We start from the raw sequence: 21,825 nt of genomic DNA on the forward strand, positions 1-21,825 counted from the left end.
CGCGAAGTTATTGTGTACCAATGCCTTGGTAGACACCGTTCAAGGAACGTGCGCATGACGACCCATGAGGATGAACCGCCGGCGCCATCGTCGGTTTCCCGGGCCCTCATCCTCTTCGTCGTCCTGGTCCTGGGCATAGGATTGGCCATCGGCTACCTGACGGTGCCGGGCCAGTGGTATTTGCACTTGGCCAAGCCTGGCTTCACGCCGCCCAATTGGGTGTTCGCGCCCGCCTGGACCATCCTCTATGTGCTGGTCGCCATCGCCGGGTGGATGGTATGGCGGCGGGACAGGGACAGCCGGCCCATGCGGCTGTGGTGGATCCAGATGCTGCTGAATTTCTGTTGGTCGCCCATCTTCTTCGCTGCCCACCTGACGGGCTTGGCGCTGGCCGTCATCCTGTTGTTGCTGATCACCATCCTGGCCTTCATCGCCACGGCCTGGCGCGGCGACCGTACCGCCGCCCTGTTGTTCCTGCCCTATGCCGCCTGGGTCGCCTTCGCCTCGGCGCTGAACGCGGGGATCTATTTCCTGAACTGAGATGTGCGACAAATTCTCCCGCACGCGATCTGCTCCGCGACGCAATACACCAACCCTTGCCGATCAGCACTATCGTCACAGATTGCCCTTGTATGTCGAGGCTGCGGTCGCCTGCAGCAGACGCCAGAGCGCCGACGCTGCCGGCCCATGAACGCGTCCGGCCTGACGCGCGGCGACGAGCTCAATCACGCCGCCGCGAAAATAACCGTTGACCAGAGAGATCAGCCGGCCTTCCTGCAATTCGGTATCGACAAGAAAATCCGGCATGTGGCCCCAGCCAAGACCCTGCAAGATAACTTCTTTCTTCATCAGTTGATCACTAACCGTGCAGGTCCGCGCACCTTCAATGACGTAGTAGTTTCTTGCGGGCAAATTCTCCGCGCTGTCTCGAATGACGCACTGAACCAAGTCCCGCATTCGTTCTGGCGACGCCTCCTCCACCGGAAAGGGCAGGAAATTCGGGGCGATTACGGGGATCAACCGAACACGGCGAAGGTCGATCGTCTCGAAGCGCGGATCGCTCTGATCGACATGATGCAGGATCAGGTCTGCACGGCCCTCCAGCAGCAGTTCCCAAGGGCCGGAAATCGCGGCGAACTGAAGGTGTAGGCGGGTGGCGGGGCGTCCGTCAAAGAAGTCGCGCAGGAGTCGCAGCATTTCGGGAAGCGGCGACAGATCACCGATCACGACCCGTAACTCGCTTTCCTCGCCGGCGGCGAGTTGGGCCGCGTAGAGCTGAAGGTCCGCCATTTCCGTGAGCACGCGTCTGGCCCGCGCCAGGAATGCCTCTCCAGCGGGCGTAAGGACCATGCGGTATCCGGCTCGATCAAACAGGGGAAAGCCGATCTGACGCTCAACGTTGGTGATGGCCGTATGCAGGGTTGGGTGCGTGCGGCCGAGCCGCAGCGCGGCGGCCTGCAGCGATCCTTCCGAGACAACGGCGTCGATCGAGCGGAGTTGGGCGAGCGTTAAACCATGCATGGTGGTAAAATCTACAATGTTGTAAGAAACTTTGTAAAATAACTTTATGCCCGCTGCATGTAGATCTCCTAAGAGGAAAGAAGGAGCCCCGCATGCGCGCTATTGTCATAACCCGACCCGGCGGTCCCGAAGTTCTCAGTCTCGCCGAACGCCCGACACCGGAGCCACGAGCAGGCGAAGTTCTGATCGCGGTCAAAGCTTTCGGCTTAAACCGGGCGGAGCTTTATTTTCGGAGCGGCGCCTGGGGCGAGGTGGCGGAGATCAGCGGCATCGAGTGTGCCGGTGTCATTCAGACTGACCCCGAGGGTGGCTTTGCGCCCGGCCAAAAGGTCGTCGCTCTCATGGGCGGGATGGGACGTACACGTAACGGCTCCTACGCTGAGTTTGTGAGCGTGCCGCGCGAAAACGTTGTTGCCATCAACACTGATCTGCCTTGGGAAGAACTCGCAGCACTTCCTGAATCCTACGCCACTGCCTGGACCTGTCTGGTTGGGAATCTCCAACTGGCTTCCGCCCAGACGCTGGTGATCCGAGGAGCGACTTCCGCGCTGGGTCAAGCGGCCCTGAACATCGCGAATGGTCTGGGAGTCAGAACGGTCGCCACTACTCGTCGGGCTGAACGGGCCGAGATGCTGTACCGACTTGGTGCGGCGCATGTCCTGATTGGCGCCAGCAAATTGGCTGCCGAGGTGCGGGACATCGCGCCGACCGGCGTGGATGCGGTGCTGGATCTGATCGGCACGACGAGCGTGCTCGACTCTCTGGCAGCACTCCGGCGGGGTGGTCGCGTTTGCCTGGCCGGGTTTCTTGGCGGTGGCACGCCGTTGGACAAGTTTGATCCCGTCTTCCAAATGCCGAGCGGCGTTCATCTCAGCACATTCGCCAGCGCGTTCGCCTTCGGCACCCTGGAGTATCCGCTCGGAGTGATTCCGTTCCAGGACTTCGCCGACAATGTCGCTCGGGGGGCCTACCAGGCCAGGCCTGCTCGTGTATTTGGTTTTGCCGACATCCAGGCGGCGCACCGGCTGATGGAGACGGACGCGGCCGGCGGGAAGGTGGTCTTGCGAGTTTAAAAGATCGAGGGCACTTCCAACTGATATTAAAGCGATATCGCGCTTCAGTTTAGAACTCACCTGTGCGTGACGTGATGGATGTGGAAAAAACCGATAATCTATCTTATGGAAATTGTATCATGCCATTGGAAGGGACCCCGTTTCCGGCGGTCCCTTCCAGGCATCTCAGCTTATGCGGTCCAGGATCACTGGGCCGGCTGCACCATCAGGCTGATCTTCTGGATTGTCAGGCCGGCATCGGCATTCATCGTCGGCTTCTCGCCGGTGCCCTCGCGGCCGGTGGTGGCTTCGAAGCTGACGGTGACGTCGGACAGGCTGGCCTTGCCGCCGGCGACCTCGCGCAGGGCGTCGGTGACGTCGAAGTCGTCGGTCTTGGGCCCCTGGTGCTCGGCATGCTTGGCGGCCGCAGCGCCCGACAGGCTGAAGAAGCTGATGGTGCCCACCTGCACGCGCTTCTTGGGGTCCTTGCTGTTCTCCAGGAACACGTCGAACATGGTGCCGGGGTGCGCCTTGTAGCTGATACCCTCCAGGATCAAATGGGTCTCGGTCGCCGCCGCGTTCCGCGGGGCCAGCGCGAAGGCCTGCAGCCGCGCCTTGTCACCGCCCTGGGGCATGGTGATCTTCACCTTGGTCTTGGCCTGGGTCAGCGCCAGCGGCTGGGAGGGCGCGTTCAACGGTTGGGGCTCCGCAAGCAGGCTTTCGGTGGCGGGCGCGTTGGGGGCCGGCCCATTAGGCGTCAACGGGTTGGGCGTCAACGGGTTGGGCGGCTGGTCGGCGGCCTTCACCGCCGCGGCGGCCAGCGCGACCGTCGAACCGGCACTGGCCACCAGCGTCTCGCCGGCGCCGCGGGCGCAGTTCGTTTCCTGCTCATATTTGTAGTCGACGATGGTGCCGTTGAACAGGTCGCGGACCGTGACCGTGAACTCCTTGCCGCTGGTGTCGACGAAGGAATAGGGCTGGTTCAGGAAGGCGTCGGTGTCCGGGTTCTGGTGGCCGCCGATATTGCTCCAGCAGCTCCACATCCGGTCGATGTTGGCGTGATGCGACCAGAACACCGGATCGTTGGAGGAATAGGGTACCGAGCCCATGTCCACCACCGGGCAGGTCACGCCCACGGTGCAGTGGACATAGCCGTGCACCCTGCCCTCGATATAGTTCTGGTAGGCGGTGAACTGCTTCAGCTTCAGCGCGGAATTGATGTTGGTGGAGTTGCCGTTCAGCGTGGCCTTGCCCGTCAGCCAGCCGGGCGCGCGACGGGCCTCATACAGCGGGTTCGGCTGGGTCTTACCCGAACCGTCGACGTAGGTCTTGTCGATGAAGGCCGCTGGCATGGCCAGTTGGGCCGGGTTGCTATAGTCCCAATACGGCAGGCGCAAGGTCGGGTCGCCCGCGGCCGCCTGTAACTGCTTTTCGAAATACAGCAGGTACAGGCGGTGCCAGGCGAAGAACCAGGGCGTGCCGTGCTGGCAATTCGCCCACACGTCCTTGGCCACCTGGTCCGGCGGGGTCGTGTCCTGGATGCCCTTGAAATAGACCAGGTATTGCTGCGGCAGGCCCTGCGTGTTGTCGGCCACCGTGCCGAAAGGCGAATCCGGGCCGAAATAGCCATGGATGTTGGCCCAATACTCCCAGCTGGTGCGATACACGGCGCTGGCATGGTCGGCGCTATTGCGGGATTTCATGACGGCCACGGCCTTGCGCAGGCTGGCGACCTTGGCCGCGTCCTTGGCGAAGTCCTGCCAGCTGAGACGGATGCCGTCTGGGGATTTAGCTGAATCCTTGGCCGCCTCCGCGCTTGCCTCGGCATTGGACAGGGACGGGACGGCGAATGCCGTGGCGATGGCGAGGGCCGCCGTGCCGATCAGGCGACGGGCGGCGCGCGATGACGTGATGATGCGCATTTCACAACCCCTGGGTGAAATCTATGCGCGACTCATATCGCGACCTGCGGGCTTTGTCACTATAGATATACCTGCATTAATAGTAGGTAAATGGCCAAATTCTGAGGGTTTCTGCGGAAAATGACCGTTTGTGGGCCGCCACCAGTCCGGAAGAAATACTCTTTTTACGCGTGCGCCGAAGCGGGAGCCACGCGCCCTCTGGAACCACGCCGACACCTAAGGGGTTGAGGGCGCGGGGAAGATTATGGAGAGGAATGGCCATGCCCAGTGACATCACGCGATCGACGGTCCAGGGGACACCGGTGCATCTGACCACTGTGGAAAGCACGACCACCGAGGTTGTGCGCCACCCCCTTTATCCCATGCTGGCCCCCTTCCCCAGTGTCTGCTTCGTCGGCGCCTTCTTCACCGATCTCGCCTACTGGGGCACGGCGGAAATGATGTGGGCGGACTTCTCCGCCTGGTTGCTGTTCGCCGGCGTGGTGTTGGGCTGTCTGGCCCTGGTCGCCGGCCTGGTGGACCTGGGGCAGCGGCGCTACGTCGTGACCCAGGCGCCCATCTGGCCGCATGTGCTGGGCAACCTGGTGGCGCTGGGCCTGGCCATCCTGAATTGTTTCGTGCACAGCCGCGACGCCTGGACCTCCGTCGTGCCGCAGGGGCTGATCCTGTCGGCCCTGGTGCTGATCGTCGTGCTGACCAGCAACTGGATCGGCTGGTCGGTGCTGGTCTACCGCCGCCGAGTGGTGGAGGTGCGGCCATGAGGCGGCATACCCTTCGCCTGCTGGCACTGGCCGGTGCCTTTACCCTAAGCGCTTGCGACGATGGCAGCCAGGGCACGGACCCCAACGCCCAGATCGGCGCCAACCCCACCCTGCCCAAGCAGCAGCAATACCTGTTGCCGCCCATGAAGGTGGCCAAGGTGGTCGGCTGGAAGGATGGTGAGAAACCGGCCGTGGCCCAGGGGTTGAAAATCCAGGCCATGGCCACCGGGCTGCACCATCCCCGGTCCCTCACCGTCCTGCCCAATGGCGACGTGCTGGTGGTCGAATCCGTGGCGCCCAAGGGCGAACCCATCAAGCGCCCTAAGGACCTGATCATGCATTGGGTGGAATCGTTGGCCACGTCCGGCGGTGAAACCAAGGACAGCAACCGCATCACCCTGTTGCGCGACGCCGATGGCGACGGCGTGCCGGAATCCCAGAGCGTTTTTCTGGACCACCTGAATTCCCCCTTCGGCGTGGCTCTGGTGGGCAACGACCTCTATGTGGCCGACACCGACGCCATCATCCGCTACCCCTATACCGAGGGCGACACCCAGATCACGGCGGAGGGCACCACCCTGACGCCCCTGCCCGGCGGCCCCATCGACCACCATTGGACCAAGAGCCTGGTGGCCAGCCAGGACGGCACCCGCCTCTATGTCGGCGTCGGATCCAACAGCAACATCACCGAGAACGGCATCGAGGCGGAAAAGAACCGCGCCGCCATCTGGGAGGTGGACCGCGCCACCGGCCGCTGGCGCATCTACGCCGATGGCCTGCGGAACCCCAACGGCCTGAGTTGGGAACCGCAGACCGGCACCCTGTGGGCGGTGGTGAATGAGCGCGACGAGTTAGGGCCCAATTTGGTGCCGGACTACATGACCTCGGTGAAGGAGGGCGGATTCTACGGCTGGCCCTACAGCTATTACGGCCAGAACATCGACCCGCGGGTGAAGCCGCAGCGCCCCGATCTGGTCGCCCGCGCCATCGTGCCGGACTATGCCCTCAGTACCCATGTCGCCCCCCTGGGCATGGTCTTTTACACCGGAAGCACCCTGCCCAGCAGTTACCAGGGCGGCGCCTTCGTGGGTGAGCATGGCAGCTGGAATCGAAAGATTCCAAATGGTTATAAGGTTATTTTCATACCGTTCGGCAACGGCCAGCCCAACGGCCAGCCGGTGGATGTGGTCACCGGTTTCCTGGATCAGGACGGCAAGGCCCACGGCCGCCCGGTGGGCTTGGCGGTGGATAAGACCGGAGCCCTGCTGATCGCCGACGACGTGGGCAACACGGTCTGGCGGGTGACGGCGCAATAGGCTACTGGAAGAACTCCAGTCCCTGGCGTTCGGATAAAAAGAGGGGGACCGGCAGCGGATGGAACCGGTCCCCCTTCCCTAACGGTGCTTATCGCGTCGCCCGCAGGGAACCGCATGAACTCAATGGCCTAGAACGACACTTTCACACCGCCGTAGAAGGTGCGCGGCGCGCCCAGGGTCAGGGTGCGGGCGTCGCTCAACGTGCGGCCCAGGATGTCGCTGGCACCGCCCGTGTCGAAATAGGTGCCGTAACTGGCATAGCGGCGGTCGAACAGGTTGTTGACACCGCCGATCAGCTGGATGTTGGACAGGATCTGGTAGGACGTGCGCAGGTCCATGGTCCAATAGGGCGTCAGCTGGGAATTCTGGTTGGCGTCATCACCCACCAGGTACTGGCTGCCATAGTACTGCACGGCGCCGCCCACGCTCCACGCGTCGGTCACTGCCACATCGCCGCCCAGCTTCACCTGGTGGCGGGGAATGCCGGGGATGCGATTGCCGCTGTGCACGGTGATGGTGCCGTTGTCATCCGCCTGCGGGTTGTTGGGCGAGGCCAGCACGCCGTCGAACTGATAGGTGGCATCGACGAAGCTGTAGTTCAGGTAGACCTGCCAGCGCTCGGCGGCGAACGTCAGGCCGGCGTCCACGCCCTGGCGACGGGTCCCGGGCACATTGGTGTAATAGCCGCGGCCCTGGATGGTGCTGGCCAGGGCCACGATGTCGTTGTCGCTGTCGGTGCGGAACAGGCCCACGGTCCAGTCCAGCCGGCCGGAGAGGATGCCCTGGGTACCGCGGACGCCGGCTTCATAGGTGTCGGCCACCACCTGGCGCAGCGGCGGATCCGCCACCAGGGAATTCTCCAGCAGGCAGGGGCGCAGGGGGTCGGCGCAGTCCAGCTCCAGCGGCGTGGGCGCGCGGTTGGACTGGGAATAGCCGCCATAGACGCTGACTCCGCCGCCCAGCTGATAGGTCAGGCCGGCCTGCGGGTTCCAGTGGGTGTAGCGGTTGTCGCCGTTCAGTTCTGGCGCCGCCCCGCCCCGGTCGCGGGTGCCGATGTCAGCCACGTTCAGGCGCAGGCCGGCGGTCAGCGACAGAGCCGGCGTCAGATCCAGCGTGTCGGTGACATAGGCGCCGTAATAGTCGGTGGTGCCGGACAGCCAGACCGGGGCGTAGCCCAGGTTGCCCAAGGTGCGGATGATCAATCCGGCCCCTGGGATATCATCGGCGTCGCCGCCTTGGGTTGTCACTGAGAGGTCGGGGTTGATGATGCCCAGCGTGGTGGTGGCGGTGAAGCGGATGTCGCTGTGGTCGATGCTGCCGCCGGCGGCGAAGCGGTTGCCCAGGCCCATCAGCGGCCGGTCGCTGGTCAGCTGCAGCGACCCGCCCACGGCGGTGGTGTCGGTGGCGCTGCGGTCCAGGGTGCCGTAGGTGGCATCCCGGTCGAAAGCGACGGTGTGGCCGGCCAGGTCGGTGATGACGAACTGGTTGCGGAAAGCGGTTGTCTTGCCGCCCGCCGGCGTGCCGAAGGCATCATCCTCCAGGCACAGCTTGCCGCCGTAGGAGGAGCGCGCGCTGCAGCTTTCGAAATCGCTGTCGTTGCCGTCCACATGCTTCTGCCCGAAATGGCGGCCGTAGACATTGCCCTGCAGAGCCCAGCCAGGGGCAATGTCGATCCTGCCGTTCAGGGCCAGCATGCCGCTGTCGTTCTTGGTGGTCTGCGGCCAGGTATAGACGGCGGTTTCATCCGCCTGGATCATTTCCAGCGGCGTGGGGCCCACGACGCCCAGGCTGGACCGCGCGGCGGCGGCGATCAGGTGCACCTCCGCCGTTTCGCCGCGCCAGCCGGCGTCGGCGTAAAAGCGCTCGACGTCGGACGCCGACTGCTTGCGCCAGCCATCATCCTTCTCCGCCTCCGCCGCCAGGTAGAGGCTGAAGGGCCCCGATTGCCAACCGAACTCGGCGGAGCCCTGGATCCGTCCGTTGCTGCCGCCCAGCAGCTCGGCGCTCGCTCCCTGGAAGGTGAAGCCGTTCTTCATCTCCAGGGTCACCGCCCCGCCCAGGGCGTTCAGCCCATAAGCCGGGTTGTTGGTGGCCAAGGTCAGGCGGTCGATCGCCACCTCCGGCGCCAGGTCCCAATTCACCGTGTCGCCGAAGGCCTCGTTCAGGCGCACGCCATTCTGATAGACGGCGATGCCCTGAGGCGTGCCCTGCAGGGGCGAAACGGTGAAGCCGTGGTAGCGGACATCCTGGAACAGGGCGTTACCCTGGGTGTCCGACAGCGCCAGCCCCGGCATCCGCTGGGCCATGCCGTCCAGGATGGACACGGAATGCAGACGGGCCAGGTCGTCCGCCGAAAGGGTGCTGGCGGCGGCCGGTACCTTGTCCAGCGGCACGTTGGCGCCCGGCAGGGGGGTCACGCCGATGACGATGATGTCGCTCAAGGTCGGCGGGGCGCCATCGGGGGCCGGGTCGGGCTCGGCCGCCCCGGCCAGGGTGGAAAGGGCCAGGGTGGAACAGGTGGTGCAGAGCAGGGCCAACAAGCCGGCCGGGATGTTTTTCATTATCAGGGCGCACCGGTGGGATGGAGCTGACCTTAGGCTAGCCCCGAGGGCCCCGGCCCGGCCATAGGCCCCCTTCCCGATTTTTCCGGGAAAAATTCCCGATATCACAGCGGTTGTTGCACCTGCCCCCCAAGCGCCTGTTAGATAGGGGCGGGAGGCGCCGTCCGAAGGAGGGCGGCCACATTACCGGCCACTGGGGAACCAACCTCATGTCGCTACGCATCCGCCTGGTTCTGAGCATCGCCCTGTTGTTGCTGGTCAGCCTGGCCACCGGCGGGGCCGCCGCCTGGCTGCGGGCGGAGCGGTCCGTGCGCACTGAGATGGAGGCGGCCCTGTCTGTTGGCCAGCATACGGTCGGCAGCGCGCTGGCCCACCTGGCCGGCCGACCGGCGCCGCAGGACCGCAGTGACGAGGATATCACCGTCCTGCTGACGCGGCTGGTTGGCGCCTTCAACGGCGACCGTCACCTAAGGGTCAGCCTGCGCCAGCCGGGCGGCGGGGTGGTAGCCAGTTCCCGCTTGGCCGTGCCCGACCATCCGGCCCCCGCTTGGTTCGTGCGGTCGCTGGACGTGCCGCAACTGAGCGCCGAGGTGCCCCTGCCCGGCTTCTCCGGCCAGGGCCTGTGGCTGCGCCTGGAAACCGATCCCTCGGGCGAGGTGTCGGAAGTGTGGGGCGAACTGGGCGACGACGCCGTCATGATGCTGCTGTTCAGCGCGCTTGCCCTGCCCATGGTCTATTGGACGCTGGGCCGGGCCCTGCGCTCCGTCGACCGGTTGTCCAAGGCCTTCGCCCAGGTGGCGGAAACCGGCATGGAGACGGCGCGGCCGGTAGCGGAGGCGGGCCCGCCAGAGCTGCGCCGCCTGGCCGTGGGCTTCAACCGCATGATCGAGCGCCTGGCGGCGGCGGAGGCGCGCAACCGCCGCCTGCACGAACAACTGCAGACCATCCAGGAGGAGGAGCGCGCGGAGCTCGCCCGCGACCTGCATGACGAGGTCGGCCCCTACCTCTTCGCCATCAATGTCGATGTCACCGCCTTGATGGCCGCGGCGGAACGGGCGGGTGACGTCGCGATGCGCGACCAGGCCCGCTCCGCCCGCGAGGCGGTGACCCATGTGCAGCAGGAGGTGAAGGCCATCCTGGCCCGCCTGCGCCCGCCCGGCCTCAGCGACCTTGGCCTGGGGCCGGCGCTGGAGAACCTGGCGGCCTTCTGGCGCGCGCGCCGGCCGGACGTGGCCATCGCTGTCACCGTGGCGCCTGGCCCGCACCTGAGTGAGTTGGGGGACACCGCGATTTACCGGGTGGTGCAGGAAAGCCTGAGCAATGCCATCCGCCACGGCCGGCCCCGGGCCGTCAGCGTTGGCGTGGCGTCGTCAGCCGGTGGCGTCACCATCGACATCACGGATGACGGCGATGGACTGCCGGCGGACGCGCCGCCCAGCACAGGCTATGGCCTGCGCGGCATGGCGGAACGGGTGGCGGCCCTGGGCGGCAGCCTGACGGTGGGCAACCGGCCAGAGGGGGGCGTGCGTGTCCACGCCGTGCTGCCTTCGGCCGCCGGCATAGCCGCGTTGGCGACCTCGGAAGCGGCGTGATCAGGATGACGGCCCCATGAAGCTCTTGCTTGTCGACGACCATGCCATCGTGCGTTCCGGCCTGCGCCGTCTGCTGGCCCCCCTGCCCGGCGTCGCCATCGCCGAGGCCCCCACCGGCCGCGACGCCCTGGCCCGCTATCGCGAGGACCGGCCGGACATCGTGCTGCTGGACCTGAACCTGCCCGGCGTGGGCGGGCTGGAGCTGTTGCAGCGGCTGCTGATCGAGGATCCCACCGCTTGCGTCCTGGTGTTCAGCATGCATGCCGAGGCGCTATACGCCTCGCGCGCGCTGGCGGCCGGCGCCAAGGGGTACATGAGCAAGAATGCCGACCCGGAGGAACTGCTGGCCGCCATCCGCCGCCTGGCCGAGGGTGGCCGCTATGTGGAGAACGAGATCGCCCAGGAACTGGCGGTGCACGGCATGCCCGCCAGCCATCCGGCCCAGCGCCTGACGGAACGCGACCTGGAAATCCTCCGCCTGCTGGGCGAAGGCCGGGCGCTGGCGGAAATCGCCAGCGAGTTGGGCGTGGGCTACAAGACCATCGCCAACACCTGCACCGCCATCAAGGCCAAGCTGGGCGTTGCCCGCACCGCCGACCTGATCCGCCTGTCCATTGAAATGGGGGTGAGCTGACCGGCCCGCTCGCGCGTATGCTGAACCGGATGCAAACGACGGAAGGGGGCGTTGAGATGTTGACGGGACGACAGGCCGCTATTCTGGTCCTGCTGGGGGGCATATTCTGGCTGTCGGCGCTGGCCTACCTGCGCGGCCTGCCCCAGCTTCTGACCGCCCCCTTCTGGAATCCGCTGAACTTCGCCAGCACCGTCTCGGTCGCCTGGACCTCCGTATATCTCATCCGGCGGCTGGCGGGATTGGCACAAGAACAGCTGATGGCGGGCGTGGGGCTGGTGGGCGCCGTGGTCATGGTGGCCGACGGCCTGGTGCTGAACTGGTTCCCACGGGTTTATGGGCCCAACGACACCGTCAGCCGCCTGGCCGGCGCCTGGTTGCTCTGGGGCTATGGCTTCAGCTTGGCGGCGGCCCTGCTCATGGCGCGGACCGCGAGGGGGGCCGCCATGTCCGGCGACAGCCCCCCTTCCCAGCCCCGTGCTGCCGTCACGCCGCCTTGATGGTGGCGACGAAGCCACTGACCACCGAGCGCAGGGTATCGGCCTCGCGGCCCAGCACGTCGGAGGAGCTGAGCACGCTGCGCGCGGCGCTGCCCGTCTCATCGGCGGCGGTGCGCACGCCGGTGATGTTGGACGACACCTCCTGCGTGCCGACGCTGGCCTGCTGAACGTTGCGGGCGATTTCCCGGGTGGCGGCGCCCTGCTCCTCCACGGCCGAGGCGACGCCGGTGGTGATCTGGCTCATGCTGGCGATGGTGGCGGTGATGCCGTCGATGGCGGCGGCGGCGCGCGCCGTCTCCTCCTGGATGGCGCCCACCTGGGCCTGGATCTCCTCCGTCGCCTTGGCCGTCTGGTTGGCCAGGGCCTTGACCTCGCTGGCGACGACGGCGAAGCCCTTGCCGGCTTCACCGGCCCGCGCCGCCTCAATGGTGGCGTTCAGGGCCAACAGGTTGGTCTGGCTGGCGATGTCGGTGATCAGCTTCACCACGTCGCCGATGCGCTGAGCCGCGCCGACCAAGCCGTCGATTGAGTGCTTGGTGGTCGATGCCTCACGCACCGCCGCCTCGGATGTGGTGGTGGCGCCCACCATCTGGCGGGCGATCTCGCCGATGGACTGGTTCAGTTCCTCGGCCGCCGCCGCCACCGTCTGCACATTGGCGGAGGTCTCCTCGGCGGCGCCGGCCACGGTGTTGGACAGGCTGATGGTGTCGCCGGCCGAGAGGGTCAGGCTGTCCGCCGCCCCGCGCAGCGATCGTTCGGCCCCGGAGAAACCCTCCACCACCTGGTCGATGGAGGTGGCGAAATCCCGCGTCGCCGCCTCCAGACGCAGGCGGCGCTGTTCCTTGGCGGCCTCCTCCTCCCGCTGGCGATCAGCCAGGATGTCGGCCTCCTTGGCATTCACCCGCAAGGTCGAGATGGCGCCCGCCATCTCCCCGATCTCATCGCGGCGTTCCGTCAGGGGGACGGCCAGGTCATGGTCGCCGCGGGCGATCTTCATCACCACCTGCGTCAACACCGACAGCGGGCCGGTGACCCGGCGGCCGACCAGCCAGACGATGCCGCCCAGCACGCCGCCGGCGGCCAGCAGCAGCAGGGCGACCAGCAGCAGGGCCCGGCTGGCGCTGGCATGCTGCTCGTCGGCCAGGCGTGTCGCCTCGGCGATGGCGGCGTCGCGGATGCCCAGGATGCCGGCCAGCTGGGGCACGCTGGTCTTGCGGTATTCCGTGACATCAAGGGGATAGGGCGTGCCGGCGGCGCTGGCCTCCAGCACCTTGGCGCGCATGGCGCCGAAGACGCCCTTATAGCCCTGGCGCGCCACCTCCGCCGCCTTCACCAGGCTGTCGGGCGTGCCGGCCAGGGCCAGTTGGCCGTCCAGCCGCCCTTCCAGGTCATCCAGATGCCCCTGCATGACCTGAACGTCGCGCGTGGTCTGCGGGCTCATGGGCTTGCCGCTGTTCAGCGCCTGCAACAGCATGGAGGACTGGCGACCGGCATAGTCGCGGTAGGACCAGGCCATCACGGCGATGTTGGCATAATGCCCCGCCTCCGGCGCGCGCTGCAGCAGCGACCGGCCGGTGGCGTTCAGTTCGGCGCCAAGGTCCGCCATGACGGCGAACATACCCTTGACATAGGTGTCGACCTCGCCCGCCGGACGGTCCGCCACCGGCTTGGCCACCAGGGCGTCGACGATGCCGCGCTGGGTGGCCAGCCGGCCGTCTAACGTCGACATGACCGCCTTCAGGCTGTCCTTGGTATCGAAATCCTCGGTGGCCAGCAGATCGGCCAGGGCCTTGCGCACGGCATCGGACTTGGCGCGCTGCTCCTTCATCGGCACCAGCGTCGCCGGGTCGGCGCTGCCCAGCGCCACCAGCGTGGGGCCGCGCTCGACCGCCAGGTTCTCCGTCATGCGGGTCAGCGCCGCCATGACGCGGGCCAGGCCCTGGGCATCCGCCGCCGCGGCCGCCACCCGCCATTGCTCCACCGCCACCACGGCGCCCAGCACCAGCATCAGGACAGCGACGCCGCCCAGGCATGATGCGATCAACTTGCGTATGGTCATCGGACGTCTCCCCTCACGGTCCTAGGGGCGGCCGGTCCCGCACCCGACGAAACCGCGCCCCACACCACGGCCGCCATCCCGCAATGGCTAGCCGTAATGGTTAATCCCTGGCGTGAGAATTAGGACAAATCCTTCAACAAACGGTTAAGGGGCGACGGCGCCGGGCAGGATGGCGAGCAGGATGGTCCGCGCCTGCGCAGCGCCAGGGCGGTGCACATCAGGCCCGCGGGCACCTCCCCATGGTTTCGTGGCCCAGCACGTCGCCACTTTCCATGAGGGGATGATGCCGTCGCGCAGATGCACGTCCCGCGCCGCAAATGGCACAGGCCGTCACCTTGATGGTGCGGGATCAATCCGGTCGGAACGGCGGGGTTCCGCTTATGGCTCATGGCGCGAAATTTCCCCGGGGCGGAGCCGGCCGCGGTCAAGCCAGCGCCTTCTGCCTGGCCACCAGGGCCAGCATGGTGGCCATGAAGGCGTCCTGCCGTACCGGCTTGGTCAGCACCGGGACGCCGGGATATTTGGCCTGCATGCTTGGCGACAGCATCTGACCGCTGTAGAAGAAGAAGGGAACCCCCCGTTCGGTCAGGATGTCGGCCACGGCTTCGGACGTTTCGCGCCCCAGGCGCACGTCCAGGATGGCGGCGGTCAGGCGGGGATTGCGGGCGGCGACGATCGCCTGCGGCACGGTGGCGGCGCTGAGGATATCGGCACCCGCGTCCCGGAAGGTCTCCTCCAGGTTGATGGCGATCATCACCTCGTCATCCGCGACCAGGATGCACGTGCCGGCCAGCGGCAGTTCGGGATCAGCTGTCGTCCCCATCCTGCTCTTCCTCCTCAAGGTCGATTTCCATGGTGCACACCAGGCCCGTGGGCTCGAAAAGCCGGGTCACGGTGGCGCCGGGCATACCACGCTCAATCAGAACTCCGCCGAAGCCGTGATGTTCCGGCGGAACGACGGCGGGGCCGTCGAATTCCCGCCACGTCACCGTCAGGAAGGGCCGGCCCTCGCGGGTCACCTGGGTCCACGCCAGTTCCACCCGCCCGCCGGCGACGGAAAGGGCCCCGTACTTGGCGGCGTTGGTGGCCAGTTCGTGCAGCACCAGGCCAAAGGGGGTTGCCAGGTGGGGCGGCAGCAGGACATGGGCGCCCTCCAGGCGCAGGCGTTGCGGATCGGCACTGATGTAGGCCGCCAGCTGGATGCGGGCCAGGGCCATCAACTCCGCCCCTTCCCATTGGCAATCGACCAGCAGGGTATGCGCCCGGGCCAGCGCGGTCAGGCGGCCTTCGAACAGGTCGACGAAGCGGTCGCTGGACCCGGCCGTGCGCAAGGTTTGCCGGGCCAGTGATTGCACCACCGCCAGGGTGTTGCCCACACGATGGCGCAGTTCACCCAGCAGCAGGCGCTGGCGCCGTTCCCATTTTTTCCGGTCGGTGACGTCGCGCGTGCTTTCCAGCACCAGCCGCCGGTCGCCGACGCTGATCATCTCGATCTGGCTTTCCACCGTCAGCACCCGGCCGTCCTTGGTGGTATGCCGCAACTCGCCGCTCCAGGCGCCCTTTTCCGCCAGCGCCTGGCGCACGATGTCGAAGCTGCCGTCCACCAGCGTCGACCGCAGCAGTGTCGCCACATCCTGGCCCTTTGCCTCCTCGCGGGAATAGCCGTATAGCTCCTCGCTGCCCCGGTTCCACTGGACGATGCCGTCGTCGTACTCCCAGACGAAGATGGGCGCGCGGGAGAATTCGACCAGGCGCATTTCCTGCTTCAGCCGCGCCTCGCTGTCGCGCAGGGCCTCTTCCACCCGCCGGCGCTCGGTGATGTCGAAGAAGGTCACCACCACGCCGTCGATGCGGTCGTCCACGGTGCGATAGGGCCGGATGCGGACCAGGTACCAGCCGCCGCCCCGGCTCTGCACCTCATGCTCCAGCAACGTCAGCTCCCGCAGCACGGCGTGGGCGTGGTCCGCCAGCTGGTCATAATCCAGCTGGTGGGTGAAGTCGGTGATGGGCCGGCCGGCGTCGGTGGCGGTGATGTTGAACAGTTCGGTCACGCGGGGCGTGAAGCGCTTGATGCGCAGCGAGGGGTCCAGGAACAGGGTGCCGAAATCCGCCGCCGCCATCAGGTTTTGCAAGTCGCTGTGCGCGCGGGACACGCTGGCCAGCTTCTGCTTCAGCTCATTGTTGACGGTCTGCAGTTCCTCATTGGTGGATTGCAGCTCCTCCTTGCTGGTTTCCAGCTCCTCCGAAGTGGATCGGTACTCCTCGTTGATGGACTGCAATTCCTCGTTGGCGGCCCGCAACTCCTCGTTCGTGGCCTCCGATTCCTCCCGCGTCGCCCTCAGGCGGTTTTGCGCCAGCTGCAATTCCTCCTGCAACTGGCGGATGGTCTCGTTGGTCGGCTCGCGGTTCTGGCCGCCTTCGTCCCCGTCGTCGTCCGCCCGCACCGTCTCGCCCTCGATGAACAGCACCAGGGCGTAGCGGCTGGGGTCGCCTTCCTCAAGAACCGGTTTCACCTGCAGATAGACGCGCTGCGGCTGGCCGTCGAATTTCACCACCAGCGGCCGGGTCAGCGTCGCCTCCTTCCGGTCGAAGGCGCGGTGCAACGCCGCCTCCAGGTCGAAGCGCAATTCGGGCCGCACCATGTCGGTGGCCACGGTGGTGACGGGGCCGCCGGAGGGCTGCAGGAAACGGCCGGCGGTTTCGGACAGGTGGATGGCACGGTGCGTCTCATCCACCAGCATGCTGGGCGGCGCCACGCGTTCCAGCATCTGGCGGTGCAGGGCCACGTCGCCGCCTGGCCCCAGCGGCCGGTGCGCAGGCGCGCCACGGCTGGGTGCGGCATGGTGGGCGCTGGGCATGATGGGCAGGGCCGTCCGCCTTTCCCCGGTATTGGGGATCATGCGGTAGATGCGGGCGTCACGGTCCAGGGCCCGAAACAGGCCGGGGGGATGGTCGGCATTCTCCGACGCGCCCAGGAACAGAAAACCGCCGGGGTTCAGCGCGTAGTGGAAGGTGGTGCAGACCTGGTGCTGCAGTTCCCGGTCCAGATAGATCAGCAGGTTGCGGCAGGACACCATGTCCACCCGGGCGAAGGGCGGATCGCGCAGGATGCTGTGGCTGGCGAACATGACGGTGTCGCGCAATTCCCGACGGACCCGGTAATGATCACCCTCGCGCTGGAAATAGCGGCGCAAATGCTCCTCGGGCACGTCCTGCTCGATGGTCAGGGGAAAGCATCCTTCCCGGGCGACCACCAGCGCATCGGCGTCCAGATCGGACCCGAAGACCTGGATTTCGGGCCGTATGTCACGCCGCGCCGCTTCCTCCAGCAACAGGATGCCGATGGTGTAGGCCTCCTCACCCGTGGCGCAGGCGGGGACCCAGATGCGGATGGTGTTGGCCGCCTCCTTCCCCTCGAACAACTGGGGAATCACAAGGGCCGCCAATTGGTCGAAGGCCCGCTTGTCGCGGAAGAAGGTGGTGACCGAGATCAGGAAGTCGGTGAACAGGGCATCGGCCTCGTCCGCGTGCTCCCGCAGGTAGGTATAATACTGGCCCAGCGTTTCCTGCTGCGTGACCTGCATGCGCCGGGTGATGCGGCGAGCGATGGTGGCACGCTTGTACTGGCTGAAATCATGGCCCACCCGCACCCGCACATGGGCCAGGATGCGGCGCATCATGTTCTCATCGTCGTCCGGCGCGGTCGGCACTTCGCCATCCTTCCGGTTCCGCAACAAATCCGCCAGCTGCCGGGCCAGGTCGCGCACGGGCAGGACGAAGTCGGCGGCGTCGGTGGCGATGGCGTTGCGGGGCATGGAGGCGAACTCCGCCTCGTCCGGGTCCTGCACCAGGACGATGCCGCCCACCTCCTTGATGGCCCGCACGCCCACGGCGCCATCGGCCCCGGCACCCGTCAGGATGACGGCGAAGCCGTCGCTGTGCTGCGCCGCCAGCGACCGGAAGAACAGGTCGATGGGTGCCCGCTTGGCCCGTGGCTCGTCAAACGACAGGGCCGAGATCATGTGGTCGGCGATGTTGAGCGCGCTGTCCGGGGCGATGACATAGACGTGGTTATTCCGTAGGTGCACGCGGTCGGTGACCTGCGAGACCGGCATGCGGGTGCGGGTCGCCAGGATCTTGGCCAATTCGCTGCGCCGTTCGGGATTCAGATGGATCACGACGACGAAGGCGGCATTAGGTTCATCGGGCAATGCCTCGAACAAGGCCTGCAGCGCCTTCACCCCACCTGCCGACGCCCCGATGCCGACGATGGGCGGATCGGTTTCCAACTCCACGTGCCCCTCCAACGCCCTTGCCTCACTGCGCGGGCTGATCAGTCCAACCTTCCGCGAGCGCTGTCATAAACCATTGAAACCGCATGCCGAGCACCGCCCGGCGCCCTGTGAGGAACGCAGCCCAAGCTATGCCGCGCAAGGACGAAAAAGGAACTATGCCCATCGCCGGCCCTTAATTCCCGAGGGTATAGGCCCGCACATAGTCACCGATCCTGGTGCCGAAGGAACCGTGGCCGCCATCGACGGTGACGATGTATTGCCGACGACGGCGCCCCGCCGCCGCCCTTACGGCTGGGGGCCCAGCGCGGCCATCAACGGGCGCGCCTGGAAGACCGTCTTAAGGCAAATGCGGGTGGAAAAGGTCTTGACGCCCGGCAAGCGCGACAGCTCCGTCCGCAACAGTTGGTCCAGCGCCTCGACATCCCGCAGCGCCACCCGCAGGACGTAATCGAACGGCCCGGCCGTGGTATGGCATTCCAGCACGGCGGGAACCTGGGCGATGGCCTCCTCGAACGCCTGGTGGCGCCCCAGGTCGATGGCCACGTCCACGAAGGCCAGCAGCGGCAACCCCACGCGTGACCGGTCAAGCTCCGCCCGGTATCCCGTGATCACGCCGCCGTCCTCCAGGGCCTGCACCCGGTTCCAGCACGGCGTCTTGGACAGGCCCACCGTCTCCGCGATCTGGGCGAAGGACGCGCGGCCGCTGGTTTCCAGGATGGTCAGCAGGCGCTGATCGGTTGCATCCATCGTCATTCTCCAATTTGTCAACTTAGAAGAACGATGTTCCTAACGCTCAGCCAATACAAGCATCTTCGTAACAATGTTCCCTCTCAGGCGCAGTATGATAGGGGAAAGGGAAACCTCAAGGAGACCTCGGGACATGACCCTGGACCGTGCCGCCTGCGCAGCGCTGGATCGTGACGATCCGCTGGCCGAATTCCGTGACGCGTTTGAGATCGCCGACGGCGTCATCTACCTCGACGGGAATTCGCTGGGCGCCCTGCCCAAGGCCACGCGACAGCGCCTGGCCGACGTGGTGGCGCGGGAATGGGGCGGCGAACTGATCCGCGGCTGGAACACCGCCGGCTGGATCACCCTGCCCCAGCGCGTCGGCGCCGGCATCGCTTCCCTCATCGGCGCGGAGGCGGATGAGGTCATCGCGGCGGACTCCACCTCCGTCAATCTGTTCAAGCTGGCAACGGCCGCCCTGGCCCTGCGGCCCGGCCGCCGGGTGATCGTGACGGAGCCGGGCAACTTCCCCACTGACCTCTACATCCTGCAGGGTGTGCGCGACCTGCTGGGCAACCGGGTCGAACTGCGGGTGGTGGAGCCTGACCGCATCGAACAGGCCCTGGATGCGGACACGGCCCTGCTGCTGCTGACCCAGGTGCATTACAAGACGGGACGCATCCATGACATGGCCCGGCTGACCGCCAAGGCCCATGCCGCCGGGGGCCTGGCCCTGTGGGACCTGTCGCACAGCGCCGGCGCCATCGATGTCGACCTGAACGCGGCGGGTGCCGATCTGGCCGTCGGCTGCGGCTACAAATACCTGAACGGCGGTCCGGGGGCGCCGGCCTTCCTGTATGCGGCCCGGCGCCACCAGGCGCAGCTGCGCTCCCCCCTCTCCGGCTGGATGGGCCACGCGACGCCCTTCGCCTTTGGCGACGACTATGCGCCAGCCCCCGGCATCGAGCGCATGCTTTGCGGCACGCCCCCCATCCTGGGCCTGGCCGCCCTGGAGGTCGGCGTCGACATCATGGCCCGCGCCGATCGCCGCGCGGTGCGCGCCAAGTCCATGGCGTTGGGCGACCTTTTCATCCGGCTGGTGGAAGACTCCTGCCCGGGGCAGTTCATCCTGCATTCCCCCCGCGACGCGCAGGCCCGGGGCAGCCAGGTCAGCTTCGGCCATCCCGAGGGCTACGCCATCATGCAGGCGCTGATCGCCCGGGGGGTCATCGGCGACTTCCGCGCCCCGGATGTGATCCGCTTCGGCTTCGCCCCGCTCTATGTGCGCTATATCGACGTTTATGACGCGGCGGCCCACCTGAAGGACATTATGGACAGCGGCGTGTGGCAGGATGCCGCCTATCAGACCCGTGGAGCCGTGACGTGACCGAGATCGCCCGTCCCCATACCGCCGCCATCGACCTGACCGGCGAGGGGCTGCACATCGCCCCGCCCATGAGCTATGGCAGCTATCTTGGGCTGGAACAGCTGCTGGCCGCCCAGCATCCCCGGTCTGACGAGCATGACGAACTGCTGTTCATCATCATCCACCAGGCGTCCGAGCTGTGGATGAAACTATCCCTGCATGAGCTGCGGGCGGCATTGCGCCAGATCCAGGCGGATGACCTGGGGCCGGCCCTGAAGATGATCGCCCGCGTCAGCCGCATCCAGGCGCAGCTGATCCAGTCGTGGGAGGTGCTGTCCACCATGACGCCGGCCGATTACAGCCTCATCCGCCCCCATCTGGGACAGAGCAGTGGCTTCCAGTCCTATCAATATCGCCACCTGGAATTCCTGTTGGGCAACAAGAACGCCGGCATGATGACGGTGCACCAGGGCGAACCGGCCATCTTCGCGGCATTGGAAGAGAGCCTGAACGCCCCCAGCCTGTATGATGAGGCCCTGCGCCTGCTGGCCCGCCGTGGCTTCGACATCCCGCGGGAGAAGCTGGAGCGTGACTTCGCCCAGCCCTACGAGCCGGACGCCCGTGTGCAGGCCGCCTGGCTGGCGGTCTACCAGGACCCGCACCGGCATTGGGAGCTGTACGATCTGGCGGAAAAGCTGGTGGATCTGGAATATCGCTTCCAGCAATGGCGCTTCAGCCACATGAAGACGGTGGAGCGCATCATCGGCTTCAAGCCCGGCACCGGCGGCACCGGCGGCGTCAGCTACCTGGTCAAGGCGCTGAGCCTCAGCTTCTTCCCCGAACTGCTTTCCGTGAGGACGGCGCTATGAGCCGCATCTGGGACATCACCCAGCCCATCCGCCCCGGCATCCCGGTGTGGCCCGGCGATACCGCCTATCAGGAGGAACGGGTGTGGGCCCTGGGGCCCGGCTGCCCCGTCAATGTCAGCCGGTTGACCCTGTCTACCCACACCGGGACCCATGCCGACGCCCCCCTGCACTATGATGCGGCCGGCCTGCCCATCGGCGCCGTTGACCTGGCGCCCTACCTGGGGCCCTGCCGTCTTATTCACGTGGTGGATGGCAATGGGCCGGTCATGCCGGCGGAGGTGGCGGACCGCCTGGCCGGCGCGCCGCCGCGCATCCTGCTCCGCACCTATCAGCGCTTCCCGCGCGACCGCTGGGTCAGCGACTTCCGCGCCCTGGATGCCGCCACCATCGACCTGATGGCCACCCATGGCGTGCGCCTCATCGGGGTGGACGCCCCCTCCCTGGACCCGGAGACGTCCAAGGACCTGCTGGCCCACAACGCCGTGCGCCGCAACGGCATGGCCATCCTGGAAGGGCTGGTGCTGGACGACGTGCCGGCGGGGGATTACGAACTGATTGCCCTGCCCCTCAATCTCGCCCAGGCGGATGCCGCTCCGGTGCGGGCCATCCTGCGCGCGCTGCCGGCGGCGACCACGGCCTGACAGGGCGGCC

At 66.6% G+C, this 21,825-nt stretch carries 17 protein-coding genes; 10 read left to right on the forward strand and 7 right to left on the reverse strand.

Annotated features, from left to right (window positions below; all coding sequences use genetic code 11):
* The first annotated feature begins 54 nt into the window (after nt 1–54).
* Nucleotides 55–540 (forward strand): TspO/MBR family protein, encoded by a 486-nt coding sequence (locus FBZ89_RS27340; protein WP_145753934.1) that lies wholly within the window; start codon nt 55–57, stop codon nt 538–540.
* A 75-nt stretch (nt 541–615) separates the two neighbouring features.
* Here FBZ89_RS27340 and FBZ89_RS27345 read toward each other — a convergent pair whose 3' ends face one another.
* On the reverse strand, nt 616–1,521 hold the full coding sequence (locus FBZ89_RS27345) for a LysR family transcriptional regulator (RefSeq protein WP_145753936.1): 906 nt from the start codon (nt 1,519–1,521) through the stop codon (nt 616–618).
* A gap of 92 nt (nt 1,522–1,613) precedes the next feature.
* Here FBZ89_RS27345 and FBZ89_RS27350 point away from each other — a divergent pair, with 92 nt between their 5' ends.
* Nucleotides 1,614–2,594, forward strand: coding sequence for a zinc-binding dehydrogenase (locus tag FBZ89_RS27350; RefSeq protein ID WP_145753937.1), 981 nt, complete (start codon nt 1,614–1,616; stop codon nt 2,592–2,594).
* A gap of 185 nt (nt 2,595–2,779) precedes the next feature.
* Here FBZ89_RS27350 and FBZ89_RS27355 read toward each other — a convergent pair whose 3' ends face one another.
* Nucleotides 2,780–4,495 (reverse strand): tyrosinase family protein, encoded by a 1,716-nt coding sequence (locus FBZ89_RS27355; RefSeq protein ID WP_145753939.1) that lies wholly within the window; start codon nt 4,493–4,495, stop codon nt 2,780–2,782.
* Nucleotides 4,496–4,755: 260 nt separating this feature from the next.
* On the opposite strand from FBZ89_RS27355, the gene FBZ89_RS27360 reads away from it, so the two are divergent.
* Both FBZ89_RS27360 and FBZ89_RS27365 read left to right on the forward strand, forming a co-directional pair.
* Nucleotides 4,756–5,256 (forward strand): DUF2231 domain-containing protein, encoded by a 501-nt coding sequence (locus FBZ89_RS27360; RefSeq protein ID WP_211115371.1) that lies wholly within the window; start codon nt 4,756–4,758, stop codon nt 5,254–5,256.
* Nucleotides 5,253–6,572 carry a PQQ-dependent sugar dehydrogenase gene (locus FBZ89_RS27365; RefSeq protein ID WP_145753941.1) on the forward strand — a complete coding sequence of 440 codons (1,320 nt, stop codon included), beginning with the start codon at nt 5,253–5,255 and terminating at the stop codon, nt 6,570–6,572. The genes FBZ89_RS27360 and FBZ89_RS27365 overlap by 4 nt, the downstream gene beginning before the upstream one ends.
* A 128-nt stretch (nt 6,573–6,700) precedes the next feature.
* On the opposite strand, the gene FBZ89_RS27370 is transcribed toward FBZ89_RS27365, so the two are convergent.
* On the reverse strand, nt 6,701–9,133 hold the full coding sequence (locus FBZ89_RS27370) for a TonB-dependent receptor (protein WP_145753943.1): 2,433 nt from the start codon (nt 9,131–9,133) through the stop codon (nt 6,701–6,703).
* Nucleotides 9,134–9,342: 209 nt separating this feature from the next.
* Here FBZ89_RS27370 and FBZ89_RS27375 point away from each other — a divergent pair, with 209 nt between their 5' ends.
* Genes FBZ89_RS27375 through FBZ89_RS27385 form a run of 3 tightly spaced genes read left to right on the forward strand, consistent with a single transcriptional unit; the run spans nt 9,343 to nt 11,856 of the window.
* Entirely contained in the window at nt 9,343–10,725 is a 1,383-nt protein-coding gene (locus FBZ89_RS27375) for an ATP-binding protein (RefSeq protein WP_145753945.1), read from the forward strand.
* 16 nt (nt 10,726–10,741) lie between these two features.
* Nucleotides 10,742–11,359 carry a response regulator gene (locus tag FBZ89_RS27380; protein ID WP_145753946.1) on the forward strand — a complete coding sequence of 206 codons (618 nt, stop codon included), beginning with the start codon at nt 10,742–10,744 and terminating at the stop codon, nt 11,357–11,359.
* A gap of 56 nt (nt 11,360–11,415) precedes the next feature.
* Complete coding sequence (locus tag FBZ89_RS27385; protein ID WP_145753947.1) at nt 11,416–11,856, forward strand: hypothetical protein; 441 nt, start codon at nt 11,416–11,418, stop codon at nt 11,854–11,856.
* Here the strand turns inward: FBZ89_RS27385 and FBZ89_RS27390 are convergent.
* From FBZ89_RS27390 to FBZ89_RS27410, 4 genes are all read right to left on the reverse strand, one after another.
* Nucleotides 11,843–13,915 carry a methyl-accepting chemotaxis protein gene (locus FBZ89_RS27390; RefSeq protein WP_145753949.1) on the reverse strand — a complete coding sequence of 691 codons (2,073 nt, stop codon included), beginning with the start codon at nt 13,913–13,915 and terminating at the stop codon, nt 11,843–11,845. The genes FBZ89_RS27385 and FBZ89_RS27390 overlap by 14 nt on opposite strands.
* A 424-nt stretch (nt 13,916–14,339) precedes the next feature.
* Nucleotides 14,340–14,738, reverse strand: coding sequence for a response regulator (locus FBZ89_RS27400; protein WP_186457611.1), 399 nt, complete (start codon nt 14,736–14,738; stop codon nt 14,340–14,342).
* The gene (locus FBZ89_RS27405; RefSeq protein WP_145753951.1) at nt 14,722–18,210 is read right to left on the reverse strand and encodes a chemotaxis protein CheB; all 3,489 of its coding nucleotides are present in this window, start codon (nt 18,208–18,210) and stop codon (nt 14,722–14,724) included. The genes FBZ89_RS27400 and FBZ89_RS27405 overlap by 17 nt, the downstream gene beginning before the upstream one ends.
* A gap of 285 nt (nt 18,211–18,495) precedes the next feature.
* Entirely contained in the window at nt 18,496–18,957 is a 462-nt protein-coding gene (locus FBZ89_RS27410) for an Lrp/AsnC family transcriptional regulator (protein WP_145753953.1), read from the reverse strand.
* 133 nt (nt 18,958–19,090) lie between these two features.
* Between FBZ89_RS27410 and kynU the strand changes: the two genes are divergently transcribed.
* Genes kynU through kynB form a run of 3 tightly spaced genes read left to right on the forward strand, consistent with a single transcriptional unit; the run spans nt 19,091 to nt 21,815 of the window.
* Nucleotides 19,091–20,326 carry a kynureninase gene (kynU, locus tag FBZ89_RS27415; protein ID WP_145753955.1) on the forward strand — a complete coding sequence of 412 codons (1,236 nt, stop codon included), beginning with the start codon at nt 19,091–19,093 and terminating at the stop codon, nt 20,324–20,326.
* Nucleotides 20,323–21,174 carry a tryptophan 2,3-dioxygenase gene (gene kynA, locus FBZ89_RS27420; protein ID WP_246172621.1) on the forward strand — a complete coding sequence of 284 codons (852 nt, stop codon included), beginning with the start codon at nt 20,323–20,325 and terminating at the stop codon, nt 21,172–21,174. The genes kynU and kynA overlap by 4 nt, the downstream gene beginning before the upstream one ends.
* On the forward strand, nt 21,171–21,815 hold the full coding sequence (gene kynB / locus FBZ89_RS27425) for an arylformamidase (RefSeq protein ID WP_145753956.1): 645 nt from the start codon (nt 21,171–21,173) through the stop codon (nt 21,813–21,815). The genes kynA and kynB overlap by 4 nt, the downstream gene beginning before the upstream one ends.
* Nucleotides 21,816–21,825: the final 10 nt, after the last annotated feature.

Source organism: Nitrospirillum amazonense (assembly GCF_007828045.1).
Lineage (GTDB): Bacteria > Pseudomonadota > Alphaproteobacteria > Azospirillales > Azospirillaceae > Nitrospirillum > Nitrospirillum amazonense_C.

What these genes read in the sequence shown, in the direction of transcription:
- FBZ89_RS27340 (WP_145753934.1), top strand. Translation starts at nt 55, where the DNA reads ATGACGACCCATGAGGATGAACCGCCGGCGCCATCGTCGGTTTCCCGG.
- FBZ89_RS27345 (WP_145753936.1), bottom strand. Translation starts at nt 1,521, where the DNA reads ATGCATGGTTTAACGCTCGCCCAACTCCGCTCGATCGACGCCGTTGTC.
- FBZ89_RS27350 (WP_145753937.1), top strand. Translation starts at nt 1,614, where the DNA reads ATGCGCGCTATTGTCATAACCCGACCCGGCGGTCCCGAAGTTCTCAGT.
- FBZ89_RS27355 (WP_145753939.1), bottom strand. Translation starts at nt 4,495, where the DNA reads ATGCGCATCATCACGTCATCGCGCGCCGCCCGTCGCCTGATCGGCACG.
- FBZ89_RS27360 (WP_211115371.1), top strand. Translation starts at nt 4,756, where the DNA reads ATGCCCAGTGACATCACGCGATCGACGGTCCAGGGGACACCGGTGCAT.
- FBZ89_RS27365 (WP_145753941.1), top strand. Translation starts at nt 5,253, where the DNA reads ATGAGGCGGCATACCCTTCGCCTGCTGGCACTGGCCGGTGCCTTTACC.
- FBZ89_RS27370 (WP_145753943.1), bottom strand. Translation starts at nt 9,133, where the DNA reads ATGAAAAACATCCCGGCCGGCTTGTTGGCCCTGCTCTGCACCACCTGT.
- FBZ89_RS27375 (WP_145753945.1), top strand. Translation starts at nt 9,343, where the DNA reads ATGTCGCTACGCATCCGCCTGGTTCTGAGCATCGCCCTGTTGTTGCTG.
- FBZ89_RS27380 (WP_145753946.1), top strand. Translation starts at nt 10,742, where the DNA reads ATGAAGCTCTTGCTTGTCGACGACCATGCCATCGTGCGTTCCGGCCTG.
- FBZ89_RS27385 (WP_145753947.1), top strand. Translation starts at nt 11,416, where the DNA reads ATGTTGACGGGACGACAGGCCGCTATTCTGGTCCTGCTGGGGGGCATA.
- FBZ89_RS27390 (WP_145753949.1), bottom strand. Translation starts at nt 13,915, where the DNA reads ATGACCATACGCAAGTTGATCGCATCATGCCTGGGCGGCGTCGCTGTC.
- FBZ89_RS27400 (WP_186457611.1), bottom strand. Translation starts at nt 14,738, where the DNA reads ATGGGGACGACAGCTGATCCCGAACTGCCGCTGGCCGGCACGTGCATC.
- FBZ89_RS27410 (WP_145753953.1), bottom strand. Translation starts at nt 18,957, where the DNA reads ATGGATGCAACCGATCAGCGCCTGCTGACCATCCTGGAAACCAGCGGC.
- kynU (WP_145753955.1), top strand. Translation starts at nt 19,091, where the DNA reads ATGACCCTGGACCGTGCCGCCTGCGCAGCGCTGGATCGTGACGATCCG.
- kynB (WP_145753956.1), top strand. Translation starts at nt 21,171, where the DNA reads ATGAGCCGCATCTGGGACATCACCCAGCCCATCCGCCCCGGCATCCCG.